General features: G+C 33.7%; 30 protein-coding genes. 17 read left to right on the top strand and 13 right to left on the bottom strand.

The window, feature by feature from the left end; genetic code table 11:
* Positions 1-189 precede the first annotated feature (189 nt).
* Positions 190-495: a hypothetical protein gene (locus ACQY2P_RS01605; RefSeq protein WP_428326675.1), complete on the bottom strand. Its 306-nt coding sequence runs from the start codon at positions 493-495 to the stop codon at positions 190-192.
* Between the two features lie 90 nt (positions 496-585).
* Here ACQY2P_RS01605 and ACQY2P_RS01600 point away from each other — a divergent pair, with 90 nt between their 5' ends.
* From ACQY2P_RS01600 to ACQY2P_RS01590, 3 genes are all read left to right on the top strand, one after another.
* The gene (locus tag ACQY2P_RS01600) at positions 586-864 is read left to right on the top strand and encodes a hypothetical protein (protein ID WP_428326674.1); all 279 of its coding nucleotides are present in this window, start codon (positions 586-588) and stop codon (positions 862-864) included.
* 141 nt (positions 865-1,005) lie between these two features.
* A complete protein-coding gene (locus ACQY2P_RS01595; RefSeq protein ID WP_428326673.1) occupies positions 1,006-1,149 on the top strand; it encodes a hypothetical protein in 144 nt (47 codons plus the stop codon).
* A 5-nt stretch (positions 1,150-1,154) separates the two neighbouring features.
* On the top strand, positions 1,155-1,718 hold the full coding sequence (locus ACQY2P_RS01590; RefSeq protein ID WP_428326672.1) for a DUF6338 family protein: 564 nt from the start codon (positions 1,155-1,157) through the stop codon (positions 1,716-1,718).
* A 389-nt stretch (positions 1,719-2,107) separates the two neighbouring features.
* On the opposite strand, the gene ACQY2P_RS01585 is transcribed toward ACQY2P_RS01590, so the two are convergent.
* Both ACQY2P_RS01585 and ACQY2P_RS01580 read right to left on the bottom strand, forming a co-directional pair.
* Positions 2,108-2,476 (bottom strand): DUF6659 family protein, encoded by a 369-nt coding sequence (locus ACQY2P_RS01585; RefSeq protein WP_428326671.1) that lies wholly within the window; start codon positions 2,474-2,476, stop codon positions 2,108-2,110.
* 15 nt (positions 2,477-2,491) lie between these two features.
* Complete coding sequence (locus ACQY2P_RS01580) at positions 2,492-3,799, bottom strand: ammonium transporter (RefSeq protein WP_428326670.1); 1,308 nt, start codon at positions 3,797-3,799, stop codon at positions 2,492-2,494.
* Between the two features lie 117 nt (positions 3,800-3,916).
* Here ACQY2P_RS01580 and ACQY2P_RS01575 point away from each other — a divergent pair, with 117 nt between their 5' ends.
* Positions 3,917-4,246, top strand: a complete 330-nt coding sequence (locus ACQY2P_RS01575) for a P-II family nitrogen regulator (protein WP_428326669.1) — start codon at positions 3,917-3,919, stop codon at positions 4,244-4,246.
* 231 nt (positions 4,247-4,477) lie between these two features.
* On the opposite strand, the gene ACQY2P_RS01570 is transcribed toward ACQY2P_RS01575, so the two are convergent.
* A complete protein-coding gene (locus tag ACQY2P_RS01570) occupies positions 4,478-5,059 on the bottom strand; it encodes a P-II family nitrogen regulator (RefSeq protein WP_428326668.1) in 582 nt (193 codons plus the stop codon).
* A gap of 187 nt (positions 5,060-5,246) precedes the next feature.
* Here ACQY2P_RS01570 and ACQY2P_RS01565 point away from each other — a divergent pair, with 187 nt between their 5' ends.
* Positions 5,247-5,594, top strand: a complete 348-nt coding sequence (locus tag ACQY2P_RS01565) for a hypothetical protein (protein WP_048069940.1) — start codon at positions 5,247-5,249, stop codon at positions 5,592-5,594.
* A 7-nt stretch (positions 5,595-5,601) separates the two neighbouring features.
* On the opposite strand, the gene ACQY2P_RS01560 is transcribed toward ACQY2P_RS01565, so the two are convergent.
* Positions 5,602-7,284, bottom strand: coding sequence for a hypothetical protein (locus tag ACQY2P_RS01560; protein WP_428326667.1), 1,683 nt, complete (start codon positions 7,282-7,284; stop codon positions 5,602-5,604).
* A gap of 400 nt (positions 7,285-7,684) precedes the next feature.
* Here ACQY2P_RS01560 and ACQY2P_RS01555 point away from each other — a divergent pair, with 400 nt between their 5' ends.
* From ACQY2P_RS01555 to ACQY2P_RS01520, 8 genes are all read left to right on the top strand, one after another.
* Complete coding sequence (locus tag ACQY2P_RS01555) at positions 7,685-8,410, top strand: proteasome assembly chaperone family protein (protein WP_428326666.1); 726 nt, start codon at positions 7,685-7,687, stop codon at positions 8,408-8,410.
* 49 nt (positions 8,411-8,459) lie between these two features.
* Entirely contained in the window at positions 8,460-9,482 is a 1,023-nt protein-coding gene (purM, locus tag ACQY2P_RS01550; protein WP_428326665.1) for a phosphoribosylformylglycinamidine cyclo-ligase, read from the top strand.
* A 74-nt stretch (positions 9,483-9,556) separates the two neighbouring features.
* Entirely contained in the window at positions 9,557-10,807 is a 1,251-nt protein-coding gene (locus ACQY2P_RS01545; RefSeq protein ID WP_428326664.1) for a cation:proton antiporter, read from the top strand.
* A 46-nt stretch (positions 10,808-10,853) separates the two neighbouring features.
* Positions 10,854-11,174 (top strand): hypothetical protein, encoded by a 321-nt coding sequence (locus ACQY2P_RS01540; RefSeq protein ID WP_428326663.1) that lies wholly within the window; start codon positions 10,854-10,856, stop codon positions 11,172-11,174.
* Between the two features lie 56 nt (positions 11,175-11,230).
* Positions 11,231-12,814, top strand: coding sequence for an elongator complex protein 3 (locus ACQY2P_RS01535; RefSeq protein WP_428326662.1), 1,584 nt, complete (start codon positions 11,231-11,233; stop codon positions 12,812-12,814).
* Between the two features lie 9 nt (positions 12,815-12,823).
* Complete coding sequence (gene lysS / locus ACQY2P_RS01530) at positions 12,824-14,413, top strand: lysine--tRNA ligase (protein ID WP_428326661.1); 1,590 nt, start codon at positions 12,824-12,826, stop codon at positions 14,411-14,413.
* 3 nt (positions 14,414-14,416) lie between these two features.
* Entirely contained in the window at positions 14,417-14,617 is a 201-nt protein-coding gene (locus ACQY2P_RS01525) for an LPXTG cell wall anchor domain-containing protein (RefSeq protein ID WP_428326660.1), read from the top strand.
* 39 nt (positions 14,618-14,656) lie between these two features.
* Positions 14,657-15,415 carry a coiled-coil domain-containing protein gene (locus tag ACQY2P_RS01520; RefSeq protein ID WP_428326659.1) on the top strand — a complete coding sequence of 253 codons (759 nt, stop codon included), beginning with the start codon at positions 14,657-14,659 and terminating at the stop codon, positions 15,413-15,415.
* On the opposite strand, the gene ACQY2P_RS01515 is transcribed toward ACQY2P_RS01520, so the two are convergent.
* Positions 15,410-15,853, bottom strand: a complete 444-nt coding sequence (locus ACQY2P_RS01515) for a pyridoxamine 5'-phosphate oxidase family protein (protein ID WP_428326658.1) — start codon at positions 15,851-15,853, stop codon at positions 15,410-15,412. The two genes, ACQY2P_RS01520 and ACQY2P_RS01515, sit on opposite strands and share 6 nt — an antisense overlap.
* A 224-nt stretch (positions 15,854-16,077) precedes the next feature.
* Here ACQY2P_RS01515 and ACQY2P_RS01510 point away from each other — a divergent pair, with 224 nt between their 5' ends.
* Genes ACQY2P_RS01510 through ACQY2P_RS01500 form a run of 3 tightly spaced genes read left to right on the top strand, consistent with a single transcriptional unit; the run spans position 16,078 to position 16,755 of the window.
* Positions 16,078-16,221, top strand: a complete 144-nt coding sequence (locus tag ACQY2P_RS01510) for a hypothetical protein (protein WP_428326657.1) — start codon at positions 16,078-16,080, stop codon at positions 16,219-16,221.
* A 26-nt stretch (positions 16,222-16,247) separates the two neighbouring features.
* Positions 16,248-16,550, top strand: coding sequence for a hypothetical protein (locus ACQY2P_RS01505; protein ID WP_428326656.1), 303 nt, complete (start codon positions 16,248-16,250; stop codon positions 16,548-16,550).
* Positions 16,551-16,581: 31 nt separating this feature from the next.
* On the top strand, positions 16,582-16,755 hold the full coding sequence (locus ACQY2P_RS01500) for a hypothetical protein (protein WP_428326655.1): 174 nt from the start codon (positions 16,582-16,584) through the stop codon (positions 16,753-16,755).
* Positions 16,756-17,044: 289 nt separating this feature from the next.
* Here ACQY2P_RS01500 and ACQY2P_RS01495 read toward each other — a convergent pair whose 3' ends face one another.
* The 5 genes from ACQY2P_RS01495 to ACQY2P_RS01475 form a co-directional block, all read right to left on the bottom strand.
* Positions 17,045-17,377 carry a hypothetical protein gene (locus tag ACQY2P_RS01495; RefSeq protein WP_428326654.1) on the bottom strand — a complete coding sequence of 111 codons (333 nt, stop codon included), beginning with the start codon at positions 17,375-17,377 and terminating at the stop codon, positions 17,045-17,047.
* Positions 17,378-17,418: 41 nt separating this feature from the next.
* Positions 17,419-17,937, bottom strand: a complete 519-nt coding sequence (locus tag ACQY2P_RS01490) for a ferritin (protein WP_428326653.1) — start codon at positions 17,935-17,937, stop codon at positions 17,419-17,421.
* Between the two features lie 64 nt (positions 17,938-18,001).
* On the bottom strand, positions 18,002-19,300 hold the full coding sequence (locus ACQY2P_RS01485) for an NRAMP family divalent metal transporter (protein WP_428326652.1): 1,299 nt from the start codon (positions 19,298-19,300) through the stop codon (positions 18,002-18,004).
* The gene (locus ACQY2P_RS01480; RefSeq protein WP_428326651.1) at positions 19,272-19,643 is read right to left on the bottom strand and encodes a carbonic anhydrase; all 372 of its coding nucleotides are present in this window, start codon (positions 19,641-19,643) and stop codon (positions 19,272-19,274) included. Before ACQY2P_RS01480 ends, ACQY2P_RS01485 begins: the two co-directional genes overlap by 29 nt.
* 28 nt (positions 19,644-19,671) lie before the next feature.
* Positions 19,672-20,223: a DNA-3-methyladenine glycosylase I gene (locus ACQY2P_RS01475; RefSeq protein WP_428326650.1), complete on the bottom strand. Its 552-nt coding sequence runs from the start codon at positions 20,221-20,223 to the stop codon at positions 19,672-19,674.
* Positions 20,224-20,364: 141 nt separating this feature from the next.
* On the opposite strand from ACQY2P_RS01475, the gene ACQY2P_RS01470 reads away from it, so the two are divergent.
* On the top strand, positions 20,365-20,700 hold the full coding sequence (locus tag ACQY2P_RS01470; RefSeq protein ID WP_428326649.1) for a hypothetical protein: 336 nt from the start codon (positions 20,365-20,367) through the stop codon (positions 20,698-20,700).
* Here the strand turns inward: ACQY2P_RS01470 and ACQY2P_RS01465 are convergent, their stop codons facing one another.
* On the bottom strand, positions 20,701-21,099 hold the full coding sequence (locus tag ACQY2P_RS01465) for a CBS domain-containing protein (RefSeq protein WP_428326648.1): 399 nt from the start codon (positions 21,097-21,099) through the stop codon (positions 20,701-20,703).
* 56 nt (positions 21,100-21,155) lie between these two features.
* The gene (locus ACQY2P_RS01460) at positions 21,156-21,791 is read right to left on the bottom strand and encodes a hypothetical protein (RefSeq protein WP_428326647.1); all 636 of its coding nucleotides are present in this window, start codon (positions 21,789-21,791) and stop codon (positions 21,156-21,158) included.
* Positions 21,792-21,841 lie beyond the last annotated feature (50 nt).

The raw sequence follows: 21,841 nt of genomic DNA, 5'->3' as shown, positions 1-21,841 counted from the left end.
GGGAGCCATTTACTATAATTTTACAATTCAAGCAATTAGAGTTAATTTCTACCCACTTTCTGCGTAAAATAATTGAAAACTTCATGCAATTAGGCTCAATATGAACATAGTTGGGAGGAAATTTGTTAGTTTAAAGACTACGAGTATTTTTCCATATTCTGGCTTCCCTCTAAACTGTTTTTGTTAATTTCATTTATCTTTCCATAATTTCACTGAGGATATTTTTATTATCATGAACCCTAACACGATAAATCCCACTATCATAGATCCTATTGAAATCAATGCGAAATCTCCAACTGCATTACCAATCGTAATGTAATCTAACAATGCAAGAACTGATGACATCACAAATGGTATGACCGCCCCGCTTACGGCTTTTGGCATCCAGAATCCTTCTATTCTTTTGACTAAATTAGTAATTGTAAGAAGTATCAAAAGACCCGTTATCACTGTAGCGTTTATTTGTACAATTGCCAAAGGATCAATCTCAGTCATATGATGATTTATAGTGACTTTGATTTAATACTTTAAGAAAATCGTTTTTTATGATAATTAATTTTTATTTCATGAGTGTTTTAGAACAATATGGCTAATTATATGGGACATCTCAAAAAAATATCCGAAGTTTCAAAAATTCTGGAAAAACAAGATCTAGATTGGCAAAAAGAAGCAATCAGTGAAATTCTTGAAATTGTAAAATCCACACAAACAAAACTTGATGAACAAAGTAAACTTCTTACAAAAATTGCCATGTTTGTAAGTAAGTTATATCATGATGGAAAATTGAATCAAGAAACCTTTGACAAACTAGATGAATTTCTCAAAGAGTATTATGATGATTCGAATCTAACACAGAATTATTGAAATGAGAATAGAGTTCATTTCACCCACTTTCTGCGCAAAATAATGAAAACTTCACAAAATTAGGCGTGAAATATGCTTAATTGGTTGTTGAATTTCTTGTTTAATACTTGTCTTTATATGGTAATTGTATCAACTAAGAATATGGTAGAAAATGAATCATCTAGTAAAAAAGAAAAAACAGAGACAAAATTTTCACAGTTATCTGAATCTGTAAGTTTTAAAGTTTCAAGTGCAACACCTGAACCTCCAACACCATCTCCAAAAAAGAAAGAAAAATCTGAATAAGTGGCATGGCATTACCATCCTTAGCAGATGCATTAATTGTTGTAATTTTATTGATTCCAGGTTTTATCACATTTACAATAATTAGATGGTTAGGACATTATGGAAATAAGCAAACAGAATTCAAAATTACAATTTCAAGTTTTAGTCTTAGTATGGTAATAATATTTTTCTACACATTGATTACGGGTATCACAAGTCTAGATATTTTACGAGACAAATTCTTTATTCCAACAAATTTCTTGATTTTATTTGGAATCACTTTAGCAGTTGGATTTGGAGTTGGAATGATTTTAAGACGTCGAAGATCTAATCGATTTCGTCTTGACACATGGGAAAAAACGGCTACAGAATATGATAATGCTCCTTGGATAATTGTGATAACCATAGCAGGTACTGAGTATAAAGGTCGACTTTTTAGACTAGATGTTGAAGATAAAAAAGACATAGTTATTGTAAACCCTAAACAAATAATTCGTGATGAAAAAAATGAGATTACGTCTGAAATTGAATTTGGAGAAAAAATGTTTTTTCATGAAAGAGATATTGCCAGAATTGCATTTCTGACTTAATTATGTAAATAAAAAAACACAAGCCACCACTACTTGATCAAGGTTTACAACAGGGCGGTCATGACCTTGTGTTTCAATTTACCATGAACTTCACGGCTCATGAAACTGGCTAATTTTTGATATAAATTCAAATTGGTTATGATACAAGGTACATAACTTGCCGGATAAATAGAGTTAATTTCCAAACTACCAAAAATCAAAGACAATCAGGTGTGCAAAAGGAGTAAAAAATGAGCCTAAAATGCTATTTTAGTGCACGTTTCAATTGCAAATTGATGATGTTTGAGAAACTAATGTGTTTTTGAGATTTTGTGATTTCTTTGGCTTGAAGAAGATAGATTTTTTTTACTAATTTATCATCCATGGTGACTGTAATTCTTCGTACTAAATTAATCACCAGATAAACCAAGTTCAGAGCGAACAGTGTCAATGATTTTCAAATAATCTGCACGGGGTTCAGTGCTGATTAAGAATAGCTCACTAGAGTTTATTGGGATAGTTATCATTGTGACTTTTTCATATTCTGTAATGGAAGAAGTCTCATTACCAATTTTGTATGCCAAATTTGTATACAAATCTCGTTTTTGTAAAGCATAATGAATGGACATTTTTACTTCATCACCAACCAATAGTTTCTCAACATCATCTTTCTGCCCTCCTGCAGCAAGTTCACCCTTATTGTTTGCAACACCAGCAAATCTTACTTGAGGATCTAAATCGAGGATTTTTTTTGTGATGTCATTATAATTAATTCCCAAGAAAATACACCAAACCTATTTTCTCTTTCTAAAGATTTCGTCTTTTTCTTGTAACTCATCAGTATATGTATCCATATCCAACATGAATTCTTCTTCGTCAGAGTACGCAGATTCAGCATGCTCACTTATGTCAAGACCAACATCTTCAACTTCAGCACTGACTCGTATTCCCATCAAGTGTTTTATTATCTGCATCAGAATCCACGTTCCACCAAATCCAATTGCGGCTGCAACTGCAACACCTACTGCTTGAATCCATAATTGATCAGGATTACCAAATAGTAATCCATCAACACCGCCAGGGTTAATCATAGTACTTGCAAATATACCGATTGCAAGAGAACCCACAATACCTGCAACACCGTGGACTGAGCTGACATCAAGTGCATCATCAATGTGTAATTTTTCTTTGAATAGTACTACACCAGAATAAGAGATTACACCGATTGCAATTCCAATTACAAATGCATGTTCAGCACTTACAAATCCTGATGCAGGAGTAATTCCAGCAAGACCTGCAATTGCACCATTGATGGTAGCAACAACAGATGGTTTTCCTGTTCTTACCCATGAAAGTCCTGCCCAAATTAAAGCAGAAACAGAAGAAGCCATATGAGTTACAATTACGGTGTTACCTGCAACACCACCTGATGCTGCAAGTGCACTACCTGCGTTAAAGCCAAACCATCCAAGCCATAGCAAAGATGAACCAAGAACTGCAAGGGGGATACTGTGAGGAATCATTATGGCAGGACCGTAATTTCTTCTCTTTCCAAGTACCAATGCAGCAGCTAAAGCAGCCATACCAACACTAGTGTGAATTACAATACCACCAGCAAAGTCTACAACACCTAATTCAGATAGCCAACCTCCACCCCATACCCAGTGGACAAGAGGATAGTAGATCAACATAGACCATGCAGATATGAATACAATAAAGGAACTAAACTTCATTCTCTCAGCAATTGTTCCTGTAAGAAGTAATGGAGTAATACATGCAAACATCAATTGGAATTTTACAAACAGTACACCAGGAATGGTTGGAGCAAAGGGTAATGAATCATCAGAAGGTACACCCTTGAGGAATACCCATTCCATATCTCCGATTAAACCATGTTCTGAAGGACTGAACGATAAACTAAATCCAAATACAAACCACATCACACTCAAAAGTGCCAATCCGAAAAAGATCTGCATGAAAATTGAAGCTGCATTTTTCTTTCGTAACAAACCAGATTCAAAAAGACCTAATGCAGGGATCATAAGTAATACAAGACTTCCAGCTACAAGCATCCACGCTGTATCTCCAGAATCAAGTACCATTATAGAAAAAAATTAGTTTTTAATTAATAACAATATCCTAATTTGATTGTCAAATGATAATCATTTGGTATACAAAATCAGAAATTATATTTATCAAGTTGAAATTACAATTATCAAATGCTCAAAATAGAAGCTATTCTTGGCGAAAATGACGTCATGTCAATAAGTGAAGCACTAAAGAATATCGGAATAGGCGGTCTCACAGTTACAAAGGTAAGAGGTAGAGGAAAGAGACCAGGACCTGAAATTCACGCATCAAAAGGAAGTGAGATTTTTGTGCCTCAATTTAATGACAAATATTTCATCGAAGCCATCATACCTGATTCAAAAGAAGATGAAGTGGTAAACATCATCAAAGAAAAAGGCAGAGTAGGTAAGATTTTTGTCACACAGGTATTGCGTGCAGTAGATATCGCAACAGGTGAAGAGGGCGAATCAACAATCTAATGTGATTTTGGATGAATGTTCGTAAAAGCAAATTATTCAAAAGAGAAAAAATGCAGCCAATCAAGCCTAAAGATTACCCAAAGGTAGCTGTAATCATTGGAATAATTGTTATACCACCGATATTATTATTCTTCATATGAAAACATCTAAGAAAATATCCATTGCAAAAGTGATAATGGCCGCAGTTGGCCTAACTTTAGTTGGATTATGGTTGTTTTCAGATTATATTTTTTAAAAATCACCAAAATTGTTTTCATAAACAATTGTAGGATTCTTTAGTTGTTTTTCTAATGTTGGAAGGTATTTCATGATACAATGATTTACAAAATCACTAAATGATTTTATTCTGTAATCAGTTCTAAGAGTTTCTTTATTTTCTTCATAAATTACTTGGAGTTTATGTAAAGTGAATTTTTGTAATGGGACAAATCTACTGCGTTTTGGTAATGTTATTGGTTCTGGTTTTTCATCTAAAACAAGTTCAAGATCTTGTGTAGCATCATTTGTTTCCATGTCTACAACTTCTTCCATTTCAGAAACAAAGATTTTTCCTCCATGAGTTGCAGACAAACCAGAATTTTTGGAAATCATCTCAACTACCTTTCTTGCATCTTTGTCAGGTACTACCATTTCGATTTTTGCAAGAGGGATTGATTTGAGACCAGTAGAACCTACACGTGAGCCTTTAGACTCATCATAGATGTTGCTATCTTCTAAATTTCGTTTATCTATAATGTAACTACCAATAATATGTAAATGAGATTTAATTGTTGGAAAATTCTTTCTCCTAATTACAGCCTCTATTTTTTTCACAAATAATTTTCAAAAAAATGGGCTATTTATGATATTAGGCCATTATCACAGATAATAGTAGATCGTATTCAGATCATATGTGATGAATTGATGGGTAGTCGTCAAATACAAGTGTAAAAAAATCAGCTAGAAAGATCAACAAAGCTCAAGTTAAAGACTAATAAAGTAATGTACCGTACCATACGGTATGATGCGAGCAAGACTAACATATGTACCACTAGAAGTGGCAGAACAATTCGAAGATTTCATAATCAAAAGGGATGAAGAAATCCTAGGTGCAGTAAAAGCAAGAACCAGGGATTACAGTACTTTGTCTTTGTTGAAATTATTGTATCAATTAAGAGGAAATCCAATGACATTTTCAGAATTGTATTCAAAATCAAAGATCAGAATGAAAAAGTCATTTCTGAACTATCTTCATCTATGTGTTGATTACAACTTTGTTAAAAAAGAGGCAGTTGGATCAAACATGATATACACAATTACAGACAAGGGACATACAATGTTGAATCTCTTTATGCAGAAAAATAACTGAAGAATAATTAGGATGAATGATCTGAAGGAATTACAGAAATTGAAATGGTTTCTGTATTAGATACAAAGTCTAAGCTAGTTCCAATAAAAACATCTGCATAAAAATTGCCAGTGTTTTTTGGGACCCAAGATAATCCCAAGTTAAGAGTTTGGTCTGAATCAAGTTGTCCTGTAATCCATTTTAATGGTTGAACAATTTGATTTTGCTCATCTCTAATCTCAACTAGATAAGCAAATTTTTTTGAAATATCATCATGATTTGTAATGTCCGAAGTCACTTGAACTAGTTGGCCAGGTTTCAATGAATGTATTTTTTCACCAAATGCATTTTTTAGACTTGCATTATCAACAATAAAACCAGAGACATCATCATCAAAACTAGTCTTAATTATAGAATTTGAATCAGAGTTTTGTGGGAAATAGTATGCAGAGGGATAAAAAATAGGATAGTCATGATTCCATTCTATCTTAAGGTCATCATCAGAATTGTGAATATCTACAAATTCCTCTATTGAGGTTAGATGTTGATCTTCTAAAATTTTCAACACGTCATCTTTTTCATCCAGAATGTTTTTTTCAAATTCATCAAATTTTTCTCTAATATTGGCAATTTGTTGACTCGTTATCTTTTTTGAAGCATCATCAGACTGAATGAGATTTTCAAGAATTTGTTTTTCTTCAGCCTGTTTTTCTGAGACGATATCATCTATAAGAGAGGCATATTTTGCAATAGTTTCTGAAATCCGTTCTTCATAATGAATTTGCATTGATTTGATTTTCGAGTTTAAGTTATCTGCTTTTTGCAAAATTCTGTCTTTATTTAATTTCTGTTCAGTTAGCACAGCATAAGATTCTCCATGTGAGCCATCAACAATTTTTCCCATATTGTGTCGAACCCACATCTCAGCTGTGTATTCTGTTGTACAAACATAATCGTCTGCATGAGTTCTGTAAACTAAAACATGCCCAGGTCTACATTCAGTACTAGAATTTGTTCTACCAAGATCCTCCCAAGAGATTTCATCAAAAGGGTTTGCATTTAGATATTCTGGATTTGTTCTAAAGTCTCGATAATATTTCCTTAATTCTTCTCCAGAGAGTTCATAATTGAATCCACCATCAGAATCAAAAAGTACTTGTTGGTTGTAGTAAGCATTATTGTTTAGAACATTATAAAGGGCATTTGCAGACACCATTTCAGCTCTTGTTATTTTGGCAGCTTTGACAAATGCATCTCTTGCTTCTTCAGGACCTCCACCAGCCAAAATAACTTTTTGTAACGCTTCTCGTCCAGCATCAATCTTTGATGCAGTGAATTTTAAAGGATGATCATAAATGCTAGATGTGTCTTTTGCAGGACTATTTTCCAATACCCTTGCAATCATATTGTCAAATGTGTAATAACCCCAGAGTTCCTCCCATTTTCTTAAATCTTCTTCCAAACTTTGTAGTACTTCTGTGCGTTTTTGTTCTAATTCTAATTGTCGTTTAGAATCTTCAAAATTTCGTTGCTCAATTTTTTCAATCCATTTTTTGCTTTGCTCAATTTTTTTGAGAATGTCCTGAGCAACAGGATTGTTTTGTAGATCTCCTGACAAAGTAGTCTGATCCCCCATAGTTTGAGCATAGGCAGAATTTAGGAAAAATGTGCAAAATATCCCAACTGCAAACAGGTATCCCGTGCCCACCATGTACAAAAATCTGAGATTTTGATATTTAGCGGGCACTGATGAATCATTAGTAAAATTTCAAGTTTTACGAACAAAGTAAAGTAAAAAGCCAGGTCAAAAATGACCTGACAGAAACGCTATGGTCTGGCACACGGTTGATGAATGACTCCCATCAATTGTACAAATCTACTAAACAGAATTTGCATAAAAAAGACACGTAGAAATGATTCATACAAATCATCAGAATATACTAAATACTATTTTTGTAAAAGTACCCATAATTGGAACTGTCACCAAGAAACTAATTGTTTTTGGTCTTAAGTTCTAATTATTACAAAAAGATTACTAAATTCTGTCTAACAAAAAGTGTACAAAATACTTATTCAGTAAAGTAATTAGACAGAACAAATCGACGTAAACAGTGTCAAAAGAATTTCCAGAAGCTGAAGTCTTTGAGATAAAAGAAATGGAATTGAAAAGTCCTGTAATTTTTGCAGGGTTTGTTGGCGCAGGTCTTGTAGGGCCAGTTGCAATTAATCATATAATTGAGAAATTAGAGATGGAAGAAATTGCAGTGATGAGATCAAAATATCTTCCACCATCAACAGTGTTTATGAGAGGGAGATTACGTCATCCATTTAGATTCTATGCAAACAAAGAAGGAACAGTTTGTGCAATAATTTGTGAAATTACATTAAAAATGGAAGGACTTTATTCATTAGTTGCATCAATTTTAGATTGGGCAGCAATAAAAGGATCAAAAGAGATTGTAATTTTAGATGGAGTTGCAAGTACTGAACATGATGACAAAGCATACTGTGCTGCAGAAGAAGATTTGGTAAGAACCATGGCAGATAAAGACATCAGTATGATTCCACAAGGATTCATCACAGGGATTCCAGGAGGAATACTAAACGAATGTTTGGTAAGAGAAATTCAAGGATTAACATTATTGGCAAAGGCAAGCAGAGATACTACAGATTCTGCAGCCGCAGTAACTCTAATTGAGGCTCTAAATCGATTCTACGATATGAATATAGATACAACAGATATGCAAGAAGAAAAAGAGAGAATTCATTCAGAATTTAGTGAATTATCTCAAAAATATGTAGAGCACAGAGAAGAGATAGCTGGAATGTACATGTGATCGAATCGAGGGGCAAATTCTTTTATTCACAGCAAAAGGGCAACAAACTATGGCTCTAACATACAAAAAAGCAGGAGTAGACATTTCTAAAATTAAACAAAGCCAGATGGCAATAGGCAAGTTAATTTCATCAACTCATAAACTTCAGAAAAAAGCAAAGATAGCTCATGGGTTTGGACATTATGCAGGAATTGTGGAAATTCCAGGAGGAAAACTTTTAGCAACACATACTGACGGAGTTGGAACAAAAGTGGTAATTGCAAACATGATGAAAAAATACAATACAATAGGAATTGATTGTGTTGCAATGAATGTTAATGATATAATCTGTATTGGTGCAACACCAATATCATTTGTAGATTATATTGCAGCAAACAAAAACGATGTTCCAATTTTCAAAAAGATTGTAGAGGGATTAGTAAAAGGTGCAAAGAAATCTGCAATGCCAATTGTGGGTGGAGAAACTGCCATCATGCCAGATGTCATAGAGGGAAAAGGTTTTGCGTTTGATTTAGCAGGAATGGTTGTAGGATTAGTAGAAAAAAAACAGATGGTACTTGGAAATAAAATAAAATCAGGAGATGTAATAATTGGTGCAAACAGTACAGGGATTCATTCAAACGGATACTCTCTTGCAAGAAAAGCACTGTTGAAAAAATATTCAGTTAAAGACAAGGTAAAAGGAGTAGGGACCATAGGGGACGCATTGCTAAAGCCAACTGAAATCTATACAAAACCAGTTTTAGAAATGGTGGAAAAATGCAAGGTTACAGGTCTTGCCCATATTACTGGAGGCTCATTTACCAAACTATTACGCCTAAAGAAGATAGGTTATGAGATAGACTCTTTGCCAAAAATACCACCAATTATGGGGCTTGTAGAAGAGCAAGGAGTAAAATCTGAAGAAATGTACAAGACATTCAATATGGGAGTAGGATTCTGTGTGATTGCACCAAAAGAACAGGCAACAAGAATCAAATCAATATTCAAAAAATACAAGATTTCAAGTCAGGAAATTGGGCAGATCATTTCCAAGAAAGGTGTTTTTGTAAATTCACAAAAAATTGCTTAATTTAACAATAGTAAAATAATTTTCAACCTAGTATCGCCTTATATTACACATTTCTCCAGAATTATAAGAGAAAGATGGCTGCAGATGCACATTTTATTGAAACAATCATTGGTATAGGAATACTTCTTTTTGCAGCTAAATTAATGGCAGAGCTTTTCTTGAGATTAAAACTGCCAATTGTGTTAGGGGAATTATTAGCAGGAATGATTGTAGGACCATTTGCGTTAGGTCAATTTTTCATTTTAGACGGAAAACAATTGTTGCATATCAACGATGAGATAAAAATTCTAGGAGAGATGGGGGCAATTGTAATTTTGTTTATGGCAGGATTAGAAATGACACCCAAGGAATTTCTTAAAGGTGGAAAGGCGTCGTTTACAGTTGGCACGTTAGGGGTGGTCGTCCCGTTCTTTGCGGGTTTTGTAATTTTCGGATTGTTTGGATTTGAAGCATTAGAGTCAATGTTGATTGCGACGGCGCTTACAGCTACCAGTATTGCAATTTCTATTCAAGTACTTAGTGAATTTGGAAAACTAAAGGCTCCTGAAGCTAGATTGATTATCGGTGCAGCAGTAGTAGATGACATTTTAGCAATTGCAGTTTTGTCAGTGGTGATTTCAATTACAGGTTCAGATGCAGGAATTGAAAGCATAGTTATCACAGACGTAATGATAACGATTCTACAAGTATTAGGATTCTTTGCAATTATGTTAGTTGTAGCAGTAATAGTAATTCCCAAAGTCATCACTCCAAGATTATGGAAGGCAAAGGGCAGTGTTGAAGGAATCGCGACAGCGTCATTCTTTGGTGCTGCAGCGCTTGCAGGCTCGATTGGGTTATCACCAATTGTAGGTGCGTTTGCAGTGGGAATGGCATTATCAACAACTAAAGTGTTTGAAAAGGTTGAAAATTACATTGGAAAAATTGGATTAATTTTTGCGCCGTTATTCTTTGCAATTATTGGAGCGCAAGTGGATCTTCGTGCAGTAGATTTGAATATTTTGATGATCAGTGGAGTGATCATTGCAGTTGCAATTGTTACAAAACTATTAGGTTGTGGATTGCCAGCAATGTTCTTCTTGAAAAACAAAGCTCAGGGAATGAGAGTGGGAATTGGAATGATTTCAAGAGGAGAAGTAGGATTAATTGTTGCAGGTGTAGGAGTGACTGCAGGAGTATTAACATCAGAAGTATATTCTACAATTGTAATCATGGTTGCAGTCACAACAATAATTACACCAATTTGGTTGAAGATGGAATATAGAAAAGAACAGAGAAGTGGAAATAGTGAACCAGAACAAAGTATAGAACAAAAACCTGAATAGTCCAGCAAAGTCTTAAATTCTACAAAAATTCGTGAAAATCAGTAACATGTCAGTTGATGCAAACAGTCAATCATTCAAAGAAAAAATGGTTGCAGAGATCAAGAAAATTCAAGAGGAGTTAAATGAACTAAAGAATCTCAAAGTAACCATTTCAAAGAAATCTACTAGAAAGCCAGCTAAAAAGACAACAAAGAGAAAGACTGCTGCAAAGAAAAAGACTGTAAAGAGAAAGCCAGCTAAAAAGACAACAAAGAGAAAGACTGCTGCAAAGAAAAAGACTGTAAAGAGAAAGCCAGCTAAAAAGACAACAAAGAGAAAGACTGCTAGAAAAACATCAAAATCAAAAAGAAAAACTAGGCGTCGATAGCCTCAAAATCGGCCAAATTATTTAACGAATTTATGTCCAATTCAGTGTGAGTACCCATGAGTAAGTTAGATTCAGTGTTTTCAAAGGCATGTAGTGAAATCACTCAAAATCTACTAACAATTAATGAGCCTAGTAAAAAACAAGTCAAAGAAGAAATCAAGAAAATTTGTGCCAAATATTCACTAGAAAGAATTCCAAGAAATCATGAAATACTTTCAATGGCAAAAGAATCAGAATTTAAAAAACTAAGAAAAGTTTTGTTAAAAAAACCTGCAAAGACTGCATCAGGTGTTGCAGTAGTAGCATTAATGCCAAAACCATTTGCATGTCCACATGGAAGATGCACGTATTGTCCAGGAGGGATTGAATTTAATTCACCTAACAGCTATACAGGAAATGAACCATCAACACTAAATGCAATTGAAAATGAGTATGATCCAAAATTACAAATCACAACAAAAATTGATAAACTAATTGCATTTGGTCATGACCCATCTAAGATGGAAATAGTTATTGTTGGAGGAACATTTCTATTTATGCCAAAAGATTATCAAGAAAATTTTATCAAGTCATGTTATGATGCACTTAATGGAACTGATTCTAAAAATTTGCAAGAAGCAAAAATAAACAATGAACATGCTGCAATCAGGAATGTGGGATTTACAATTGAAACAAAACCAGATTATTGTAAAAAAGAACATGTTGATTGGATGTTAGATTATGGGGTAACAAGAATAGAGATTGGAGTTCAATCATTACAAGAAAGAGTATACAATATTGTTAATCGAGGACATAATTACAATGATGTTGTAGAATCATTTCAAATTTCAAAAGATGCAGGATACAAAATTGTTGCACATATGATGCCAGGATTGCCAACAATGACTCCAAAAGAAGACATTGAAGATTTTAAGAAACTGTTTTCAGATTCACAGTTACGGCCAGATATGCTCAAGATATACCCATCATTAGTTATTGAAAATACTCCGATGTATCAAGAATACAAAGATGGAAAGTATGCCCCATATTCAGATGAAGATATGATTCAAGTTCTAACAGAGGCAAAGAAAAACATCCCAAAATGGGTTAGAATCATGCGTGTTCAAAGAGAAATTTCCCCAAATGAGATTATCGCAGGCCCAAAATCAGGAAATCTAAGACAGATTGTACATCAAAATTTGGCAAAACAAGGAATGAAATGCAAATGTATTAGATGCAGAGAAGCCGGCTTGAACAAAAAATCAGAAGATAAAGACATCAATCTAACTAGAATAGATTATGATTCTTCAGGAGGCAAAGAAGTGTTTTTGTCATATGAAGACAAAAATGAATCAATTTACGGATTTTTGAGGTTAAGAAAACCAAGTGATAGTGCACATAGAGATGAAGTCGGTAAGAACTCTTGTATCGTAAGAGAACTTCATGTTTATGGAAAATCACTAAAGATTGGAGAGAAAGAAGAAAGTGAAATACAACATTCAGGTTTAGGAAAAAATCTGATGAGAGAAGCAGAAAAAATTTCAAGAGAAGAATTTGATGCAAAGGAATTATTGGTAATCAGTGCAGTTGGGACAAGAGAATATTATCAAAAGTTAGGGTATTCGTTATATGGGCCATACATGTCCAAAACATTAGATTAGTGAGGAGGAATGTCAGAACAAGAAATTATCGGAAAAGGAACTTGGATTGACAAGTTAGCTTCAGAGTTACTTGACCGTGAAAAATCACTTGGAAGAAATTTAGAACTTCTTAGAGTAGAAAGCGGTCTTGGCGCATCAGGAATTCCACATATTGGAAGTTTAGGAGATGCAGTTAGAGCATATGGTGTAAAATTAGCATTAGAGAATTTGGGTTACAAATCTGAGCTTATTGCATATTCAGATGATTTAGACGGATTACGGAAAATTCCAGAGGGAATGCACGAGTTTGGGTTAGAAGAACACTTGGCAAAACCCGTATCATTGATTCCAGATCCATATGGGTGTCATGATTCCTATGGCATGCATATGAGCAGTATTCTTTTGGATGGACTAGACAAGGTTGGAATAAAATATGAATTCCGGAGAGCAGTTGACACATACAAGCAAGGATTACTCAAAGATAACATACACACCATTTTGCAAAACAGCACAAAGATTGGAGACAAGATATCAGAATTAGTCGGACAGGAGAAATATCAAAAATATCTCCCATATTTTCCGGTTTGCGCAAACTGTAATCGTCTTTACACAGCAGAAGCAACAGAGTACATTGCAGATGAAAAGAAAGTCAAGTACAAATGTCATGATGCAGAAATTGGCTCACAAATGATCAAGGGTTGCGGTCATGAGGGAGAAGCAGACATTGGAAAAGACCTTGGAAAATTAGCATGGAAAGTAGAGTTTGCAGCAAGATGGGCAGCATTTGATATTAGATTTGAAGCATATGGAAAAGATATCATGGATTCAGTTAAAGTAAATGACTGGGTAGCAGATGAAATTTTAGATTTCCCACATCCTCACCATGTAAAATATGAAATGTTCTTAGACAAGGGAGGAAAAAAGATTTCAAAATCATTAGGAAACGTATTGACTGCACAAAGATGGTTAGAATTTGGCAGTCCAAAATCAATTTTATTATTACTTTACAAAAGAATCACAGGCGCACGTGAGCTTGGTATAGAAGACATACCATCTTTGATGAATGAATACAATGAATTAGAAGATATTAACTTTGGAAGGATCAAAATAGATAACCAAGCAAAACTTGTAAAATCAAAAGGACTTTATGAATACGTAAATCTTCTAGATCCTCCAAAACAAGCTAGCACACATGTAAACTATAGATTGTTAATTGAATTGTCAAAGATCTTCAAAGAAAACAGAAACGAAAGAGTGATGAAGAAATTACTTGATTATGGAGTAATAAAAAATCCAGAACCAGAAATTGAAAAACTAATTGAGCTTGCAGGGAATTATTCAGATGAATTTGATGAACAAGAAAAAACTCAAGTTGATTTAGATGAAACAGCAAAAAAAGCATTAAAGATCTTATCAGAAGCACTTGGGGCAGATGAAGAGCCAGTGGACATTCAAAATACAATTTACCAAATTGCAAAATCAAATGACGTGCAACCAAAAGATTTCTTCAAGATACTATACCAAATTATTCTAGGGACATCCAGAGGACCAAAAATTGGACCGTTCATTTCAGATATAGGAAGAAAACAAGTAGCAAAAACACTTTCAGAGTATACGTAGAAAATGGTCCATTCTGAGCACAATAAATCAAAAAATAGTGGAGGATTTGCATTAATCATTCTAGGTGCATTATTGCTCATCATAGGTCCACAAGAAGCAATTGTGCCAAAAAGCATGAGTGTAGTAACATGGGTTGGAGGTCTGTTAATTGGAGGGTTAGGATTTTATCTCAAATTCATCAGACATAGAACAAAACAACAATAAAGAAAGATTCATCTTTTAGAGAAAGGCGGTGAGAAATGAATGGGACTTTTTGGTAAAAAAGAGGACACAGTATCAGAAAATAGTGAAGAAAATGTTCTAAAAGAAGAATTAGAGACTGAAGTGGAAAGTCTACAAAATGAGTTTAGGGGAAAGCAAGATGAATTAAATGGTATTCAACAAAAAATTGATTCAGTCAAAGAAGAATATGAAACAGCAGTAAGTAATTTGATGTTGGTAAAAAAAGAGCTCAATCAAAAGAAAATGGAATTAGATATAGTTATTCGAGAACATAAAGAAATCAAAGAAAAAATTAAAGATGCCGAACAAATCAAAGATTCAAAATCAATTGAAGAATTTAGTAGAACAGAAGAAAACCTATCAAAAATAAAACAAGAGTTAGAAGAGATTACAAAAGAATATGAAGAAACAAAAGAAAAAATTTCAACAGAACAATCAGCATTATCTCAAATTAGAAAACAACAAGTAGAGGCAGAAAAAGAGTTAGATGAAGCAAATTCACGACTATACAATGCAAAAGAAGAACTAAACAAAAAAGATGAATTTCAAGATACAAGTATCCTTACACCAAAAGAAAGGGAGTTCATTCAAGGTGAAAACAAGAGTTCGGCAGGAGTAATTGAGGCAGCAAGTGTTGTTGTAGGCTCATTAAAGTCAAAACTAAGCATGACACAAAAGGAATTAGAAGCACTTCAATTACTTTTAGAAAAAGAAAGAGAAGAGCACGAAGAAACAAAAAAAGAATTAAACAAACTCAAATCAAAAGATCAGGAATCATAAATTATCAAAATGTTTTTTCCATTTTGATTTGATTTCTTCCTCACTAGCACCCATATCATATAGAGGAGATGTCACTTCAGAGATTTCAGTCACATCAACTAGTACAATTGCATTAATGGGACTCTTGATGCCATTATCTCTATAACGTTTCAAAACATCATCATAAAGAGTATCATGTATGGTTTTGGCAAAGCCTTTGAACAAAAATCCCTTTCTCAACAAGGGATCAATTACATTGATTTCCACATTAGGATTAGTTTTCAGATTTTGCATAGTGTCAGGTGAACGAATATCTGCAAATACTAGTTGTTTTTTTGACCATTTCATAATGGTACCTTTAGGAGAAAGATTTGGGGTTCCATCAGAAGATACAGTTGCAACATAACCTAATTTTTGTAAATCTAAAAAGCGCTTGATCTCATCAGTAATTTCAGGCAATATTTTTAGAAATCAGTACAATGTAATTAATTTTTGAAAATTATCTCATAAATTCAGCAGCTTCTATAGAGAAGAAGAAGAATCCTATTCCTCCCCCAATAATTCCAATCCAAATAGCAATTTGTTTAATTCTAGACATATGAAATGAATTATTCAATCTCATTATTGAATCTAATCCAAATCATTTAGACAATTATAATTAGAATGACTACGATTAAGCATCATTGGCAAGCATAAAAGATGTAAGGAAATTTTTTGTATTCATTGTAGGAGGATTGGTAGCCATAATTGTAGGCTCATTTATGATAAGAGGAACTATGCATATGTGGGACAATCCAGAAGATGATAAAGGTAAGAAAAAGGACTAAAGCCAAGTATTCTAAAGAAATTACTATTGCTTCAAGATTCATCAATAAGAAAATCACTTGATCAATACATAAAAAATAGAATTTTAGAAATAGAATCAGAGATTAAACAGACATTTCCAAACATTAAAAAAATTTGGAAGTGTGAAAATGAAATAGATTTTTTGTATGGATATTATGTTGGAAAAATTGAAGAAGGGGCATTACATTATTTGCTAAAAGCAACCCGTGCATCAGCAGGAGGATATGTAGATTCATTTGAGATAAGAGGAATAATTGAAGAACACAAAAATGAATTGTACGATGCAATAAAATCTGCAATTAATCAGTGAACTAGAAATACTACATCATACGTGTAAGGGTATGGTAGGACCACAAGATGGGGGTTTTGGATTTGATCAATCAAAAAAATACACCAATGTAGAGAATATTGATGAGATTTGTGTCCAGTGTCAAGCAGGACAACACAAGAACTGCTTGAAAAAAGCAAAGAAACAAGATGTTTGCGAATGCGAACATTGTATGATTTATGGATAAATCAAACCAGAATCAAGAAATTTTTTAAATAATATTATGTTCCAGAGTTATTCTTGTCAAATGAGTATACATTTCATTGCAAGTTTTGCGGAAAGGATTTTGGAAATAGTGTAATTGACCTTGCTACTCATATCGGCAAAGACCACGATGAATCAAAATAATTTCTAATTTGAGGGTCTAAAATGAAATGCAATAACAAAGAGGTTGGATGTTATCATGACAATTCAATTCACATGGATGGGAATGGAAAATGTCTAGTTCGAGGCTGCAAATGTGAAAAATACAAATCTTAGAGTGCAGATAGTTTGTTTTCAAGTTCCGTTATTTCTTTTTGATAAGAATCAGCAATGGTTTTTGCAAAATCTTTGTGTGCAGAAATAATTGCAACAAGTGCATCCTTGTATTCAGGATGACCATTCTTTAGAACATCACATGACTCTAAAGAAGTAACGTGTCCAGTTATTGTTGCCATTGCACCTTTTTGATTAAACTTTACAATTCCCCCAAATGCTTCAATTAACATGTAAGCTGAATCTGCCTTGCATTTGTAAGTCACACGTCCAGTGTCAGTGTTGAATAGTTGTGTCATTCCACCAGGTTTTCTTGTAACAGTTACTGTCATGGAATGATTGAAAACAATAGAGTATTAATTATTTTAGAAATTTATGCTGCAGGTTCTGCTGGAGGGGCTGCTGCATCTGCTGCAAGAATTTTATCAATTTCATTTACTGCAATTTTATCTCGTCCAATAAGATCAAACTTTTGTAAGATTGTTTCAAACTTTGTTTCTTCTTGAACCTGTTCATTTACAAACCATTCCAGAAATGCATAAGTTGAATGATCTTTTTCTTTTTGCGCAATCTCTACCATTTTGTGAATTGCCTTAGTAACAGTCTGTTCGCTCTTTAGTGCAGATTTGATTAATCCTTCTAAGGATTTGTAAGTTGCAGTTGGAGCTTTAATTGCAGGAATTGTTGCAGTTGCACCCATATCATTGAGATAATGAACCACTTTGATCATGTGAGTTCTTTCTTCATCGGACTGAGCATAGAAATATGCTGCACCACCCCGATATCCTGTTATTTCACACCAGGATGCCATTGCCAAGTAACTATTTGACGCTAATCCTTCAAGTGCCACTTGGTCTTGTAGTGCTTTTTTCATTTTAGTAGAAATTTTCATGATTTTCATAAATAATCAGTCTGCAGTATTAAAAAAACTTGCTAAGGCTAAGCTTATGATCAGATTATGACATGAATTTCGTCACTAGGAAGAATATTGCAAATCCGCTAAGGAAGGTAATTCCAGTAAAACTCAAAATTCTCAATAAAGTAGAAGGTTGAGATTCTTTTGGAAAATATTTTCCAGTAACTAATCTGAAATTAAATATTGCAATAACTGGTGCGACTACAAAAGACAAAACAGTAGCAAAATCAACTAATTCTTTTAGATTTCCTGCAAATTGAAAAATCACAATTAATGAACCAACAGAGAGAACTATCAAAAAAATAACATAAAATGTCTTGAATTTTGTTCGTATTGTTTCTTCTTTTTTAGAAAAAATCAACTCTACGGTTCTTTGCAAAGAGCGAGAATACCCATCAAATAATGCAATTATGGTTCCAAACATTACAGAAAACGCCGAAGCAGCAATAACAACATAGCTCCACTCACCAATAGTCTGAGTATACAATGTAACAACTTTGTGAGCAAAACTAGAATTACTATTTGGCAATTCTTCACCTGAGCCATAAAAGATGAAAGTACCTAAAACAACAAACATTACAGCCAAAATACCAGTTATCAGATAAGCTAATCTGAATTCTAGTAGTGTTTCTTTTAATTTTGGTCGATAACTGGTTTGTTTTGATCTTTCAAGTGTCCACAGACTATTCCATGTAGAAAGATCAAGAGGGGCAGGCATCCAACCCATTAATGCCAACAAGAAAAAGATTCCAGTTAAATTCCAAAGTTCCCTTGGGGAAAATCCAGGAACTTCTTCTATTGGACCATTGTATAATGCCAGTAAAAATGCAGAAACAGTTGAAACTAGCAAAACAATTGCTATGATCTTAATTAGACTGTCAAGAATGTTGTATTTTCCAACAGCCAAAATTCCAACACAAATTGCAAATAAAATAACTACAGTAAACTCTTCAAGAAAATCGATTCCAAATAAATTCTCAAAAAAACCTGCAGTTACAAATCCTACTGCACCAGTTACAAAAAACATGGAGCAGATTGTAATTATAAAATACATCCACAATGCAGGTTTTCCAAGTTTTTTGTAGCCATCAATGATACTTGTTTGAGTAGAGTTTGCATAACGAGAACCGTATTCAAAGAAAGGATATTTGAGCACAGTTGCAAGCACAACAAATCCTAATATCATTAAACCAAAATCAGCACCAGCACGAGTTGATTGAATCAAGTGAGATACGCCTATTGCAGTACATGCAAATAAGATTCCAGGTCCAGCGGTTTTTGAAAAATGAGAGAGTTTTGAATCCATTATTCTATAACACGTTGATATTCCAAGTGCCATCAACCCAAACGCCGATAACTTTAGCACCAGTGTTCCAAGAGGAAATTACTTCAACACCTTTTTTGATTTGTGATTTGTGTTCTTCATCTGAAACGGGGTTTCCAGCACAGTCATAGTGACCAGACACTACGATTAGTTCAGATTTGTGGGCATTGATTGAAATTCCAACTTTGGTCTTTATGGATTCAAGATCAGAATTGTCTGCAACTTTTTTATCAACACCTGGTTCTGTGATTGCATCAACATAATCAACAGAATAGTTTTCTTTGATCCATTTTGCAAGAGGTAGTTGTATTCTACCATCCATACAAGTTACAGATGTTGCAAATGTTCCTTCTGCCATGATTTGTCAAGATTATAGAAGAATAAAATTATTTTCCATGCAAAAAACACTCAGTCGTGTGGTCATTGACCATTCCTATTGCCTGCATTAGTGCATAGCATATTGTAGGCCCAACAAAAGTAAATCCGCGTTTTTTGAGATCTTTGCTGAGTTTTTCAGAGATATAAGTAGATGCAGGCAAATCAGATAGTTTTTTGAAATTATTTTTGATTGGTTTACCATTTACAAAACTCCATAGATATTTATCAAAAGAACCAAACTCGTCTTGGATTTTGATAAACTGTTTTGCATTGTTAATTGCAGAATTGATTTTGAGTTTGTTTCGAATTATTGATTCATCTTGCAATAATTTTGATACATGTTTTTGAGAGTATCTTGAAACTTTGAGGGCATCAAAATTAGAAAATGCCTTTTTGTAGCCACCTCTACGCTTGAGAATAGTTACCCATGAAAGACCAGCCTGGGCACCTTCCAATATCAGAAATTCAAATAATTTTTGATCATCATGTTGAGGTCGTCCCCATTCTTTATCATGATAGGTGATGTTTGGTTCTTCTACCGCCCACTTGCATCTTTTCATGATTTTTCAAAGGTCTAACAAAATATTAGTTATCAAATTTTTAAAAAACTGATGAAAGTAAATCAACAATTACTGAGAATCAACCGAAGTTTTCTCATTTGTTTTATAATTTCAGCATCACTTTCTGCGGCATTTGCCCAAATGTTAGCAGATTATGACAGTTATCTTACTACAACATTTACGATAATTTTTGGATATGTAGTTTATTTTGGAATTTTTTCGGGTTTATTCTATTGGGATAACAAAGAACGGTACAAATCAATGAAGAGAGAATTAATCAGAAGAGAATTACTTGCATTAGTTTCATCATTTGGGGTAGGAGAGATTGTTTATCTTGGAATAAGGTGGCCAACTTTCTATTATTTCTTAGAAATTGGAATAGAACCATTCTTAGCATCATTAATTTCAGAAATAATTGCTACTGGATGTTATATGGCATCAGTTACATTATTTCTTAGAAAAACAAAAACGTACTAGTTATTTTGCTAGTTGATTTACTAAATCAGTTGATGTAACAATTCCAGTAATTGTGCCATTATCAGATACTGCAAGTTTTCTAATTTTTTTACTAGCCATTGTTTCAGCTGCAACAGAAATTGGCTCTCCCTGATTAATTGTGATTAGTGGGGAAGACATTATTTTTTCAACAGTAGTGTCAAATGGAAGATTGTTTGCTGCAATCTTGGTAGCATAATCTCTATCAGTTACAATACCCACAAGATTGTCTCCTTCTTTTACAATAACTGCCCCTATTCCACCTTGTTCCATCATTTTAGCAACTTGTAGTGCAGTTGTGCTGGGATTAACAGTAATTAGTGCACGCGTCATAATATCTTGTACTTTGATTGATGAATAATTGAAATCTTCGCGACTCATTATTGTTATATTATGTTATAATATTTAAGATAATCACATCATGGGAGTTTTAGATTCTAAATTGCAGCCTTGACATACAGTTGGCTTGTTGCAGTAGAAATCTTTCTCCTAAAGGAAACTCTATAAAAAATTAGAATTCCCAACAACTCTAAATATTCTACAAATCCTACAGTGTAAAAATGCATTAACCATCCGTCAAGGGATTGATCAATAGATGCAATTGCAGCACTCATTTTAGGGAATTCTGTTAGTAATGCAGAAGGAGCTAACAAAAATCCAACAACCCAATCAGTAGGAGCCATTTCATTTGTCATTTCTAAAACTTGCTCGGAGGAATTTACTACAGGTACATTAGAAGAATTTTGTAACATGTATTCAGAATAGACAGAACTACCTTGATCAATTGCTACAATCATTGTTCCTAGAATTAAAAGCAAAAATACAGATTCTCCAAATACTACAATTCCACATTTCCCTTTTTGGAATTTGTAGATTTGTCTCTCAAGCATAGGACCAAAAAAGCCTAATTTTTTCTTTTTTGCTAAAACTATGACAGACATAGAGATAGCAGTAATTACTCCAAATGAGCCCAACCAGTCATCAGAAACAAATTCAACAAAGAGTAGTCTTGCAGGTAACAATAAACCAGTCATTATGCCAAATACAATTAGTGATTCAAATATTCCTCGCAAATGCAGGTCCCCTTGAAGTGTATATCTTCACATCATAAAAAAATGCAGGA

It is taken from the genome of Candidatus Nitrosopumilus sp. (genome assembly GCF_965262695.1).
Classification (GTDB): domain Archaea; phylum Thermoproteota; class Nitrososphaeria; order Nitrososphaerales; family Nitrosopumilaceae; genus Nitrosopumilus.
This window is presented reverse-complemented; position numbering and strand designations above follow the sequence as displayed.

Excerpts from the sequence above, each read along its gene's own strand:
- ACQY2P_RS01605 (WP_428326675.1), bottom strand. The coding sequence starts at position 495 with ATGACTGAGATTGATCCTTTGGCAATTGTACAAATAAACGCTACAGTG.
- ACQY2P_RS01590 (WP_428326672.1), top strand. The coding sequence starts at position 1,155 with ATGGCATTACCATCCTTAGCAGATGCATTAATTGTTGTAATTTTATTG.
- ACQY2P_RS01485 (WP_428326652.1), bottom strand. The coding sequence starts at position 19,300 with ATGGCACTTGGAATATCAACGTGTTATAGAATAATGGATTCAAAACTC.
- ACQY2P_RS01475 (WP_428326650.1), bottom strand. The coding sequence starts at position 20,223 with ATGAAAAGATGCAAGTGGGCGGTAGAAGAACCAAACATCACCTATCAT.
- ACQY2P_RS01540 (WP_428326663.1), top strand. The coding sequence starts at position 10,854 with ATGTCAGTTGATGCAAACAGTCAATCATTCAAAGAAAAAATGGTTGCA.
- ACQY2P_RS01600 (WP_428326674.1), top strand. The coding sequence starts at position 586 with ATGGCTAATTATATGGGACATCTCAAAAAAATATCCGAAGTTTCAAAA.
- ACQY2P_RS01575 (WP_428326669.1), top strand. The coding sequence starts at position 3,917 with ATGCTCAAAATAGAAGCTATTCTTGGCGAAAATGACGTCATGTCAATA.
- ACQY2P_RS01520 (WP_428326659.1), top strand. The coding sequence starts at position 14,657 with ATGGGACTTTTTGGTAAAAAAGAGGACACAGTATCAGAAAATAGTGAA.
- ACQY2P_RS01545 (WP_428326664.1), top strand. The coding sequence starts at position 9,557 with ATGGCTGCAGATGCACATTTTATTGAAACAATCATTGGTATAGGAATA.
- ACQY2P_RS01565 (WP_048069940.1), top strand. The coding sequence starts at position 5,247 with ATGATGCGAGCAAGACTAACATATGTACCACTAGAAGTGGCAGAACAA.
- ACQY2P_RS01525 (WP_428326660.1), top strand. The coding sequence starts at position 14,417 with ATGGTCCATTCTGAGCACAATAAATCAAAAAATAGTGGAGGATTTGCA.
- ACQY2P_RS01470 (WP_428326649.1), top strand. The coding sequence starts at position 20,365 with ATGTTAGCAGATTATGACAGTTATCTTACTACAACATTTACGATAATT.
- purM (WP_428326665.1), top strand. The coding sequence starts at position 8,460 with ATGGCTCTAACATACAAAAAAGCAGGAGTAGACATTTCTAAAATTAAA.
- ACQY2P_RS01480 (WP_428326651.1), bottom strand. The coding sequence starts at position 19,643 with ATGGCAGAAGGAACATTTGCAACATCTGTAACTTGTATGGATGGTAGA.
- ACQY2P_RS01500 (WP_428326655.1), top strand. The coding sequence starts at position 16,582 with ATGGTAGGACCACAAGATGGGGGTTTTGGATTTGATCAATCAAAAAAA.
- ACQY2P_RS01595 (WP_428326673.1), top strand. The coding sequence starts at position 1,006 with ATGGTAGAAAATGAATCATCTAGTAAAAAAGAAAAAACAGAGACAAAA.
- ACQY2P_RS01490 (WP_428326653.1), bottom strand. The coding sequence starts at position 17,937 with ATGAAAATTTCTACTAAAATGAAAAAAGCACTACAAGACCAAGTGGCA.
- ACQY2P_RS01535 (WP_428326662.1), top strand. The coding sequence starts at position 11,231 with ATGAGTAAGTTAGATTCAGTGTTTTCAAAGGCATGTAGTGAAATCACT.
- ACQY2P_RS01560 (WP_428326667.1), bottom strand. The coding sequence starts at position 7,284 with ATGGTGGGCACGGGATACCTGTTTGCAGTTGGGATATTTTGCACATTT.
- ACQY2P_RS01495 (WP_428326654.1), bottom strand. The coding sequence starts at position 17,377 with ATGACAGTAACTGTTACAAGAAAACCTGGTGGAATGACACAACTATTC.
- ACQY2P_RS01580 (WP_428326670.1), bottom strand. The coding sequence starts at position 3,799 with ATGGTACTTGATTCTGGAGATACAGCGTGGATGCTTGTAGCTGGAAGT.
- lysS (WP_428326661.1), top strand. The coding sequence starts at position 12,824 with ATGTCAGAACAAGAAATTATCGGAAAAGGAACTTGGATTGACAAGTTA.
- ACQY2P_RS01465 (WP_428326648.1), bottom strand. The coding sequence starts at position 21,099 with ATGAGTCGCGAAGATTTCAATTATTCATCAATCAAAGTACAAGATATT.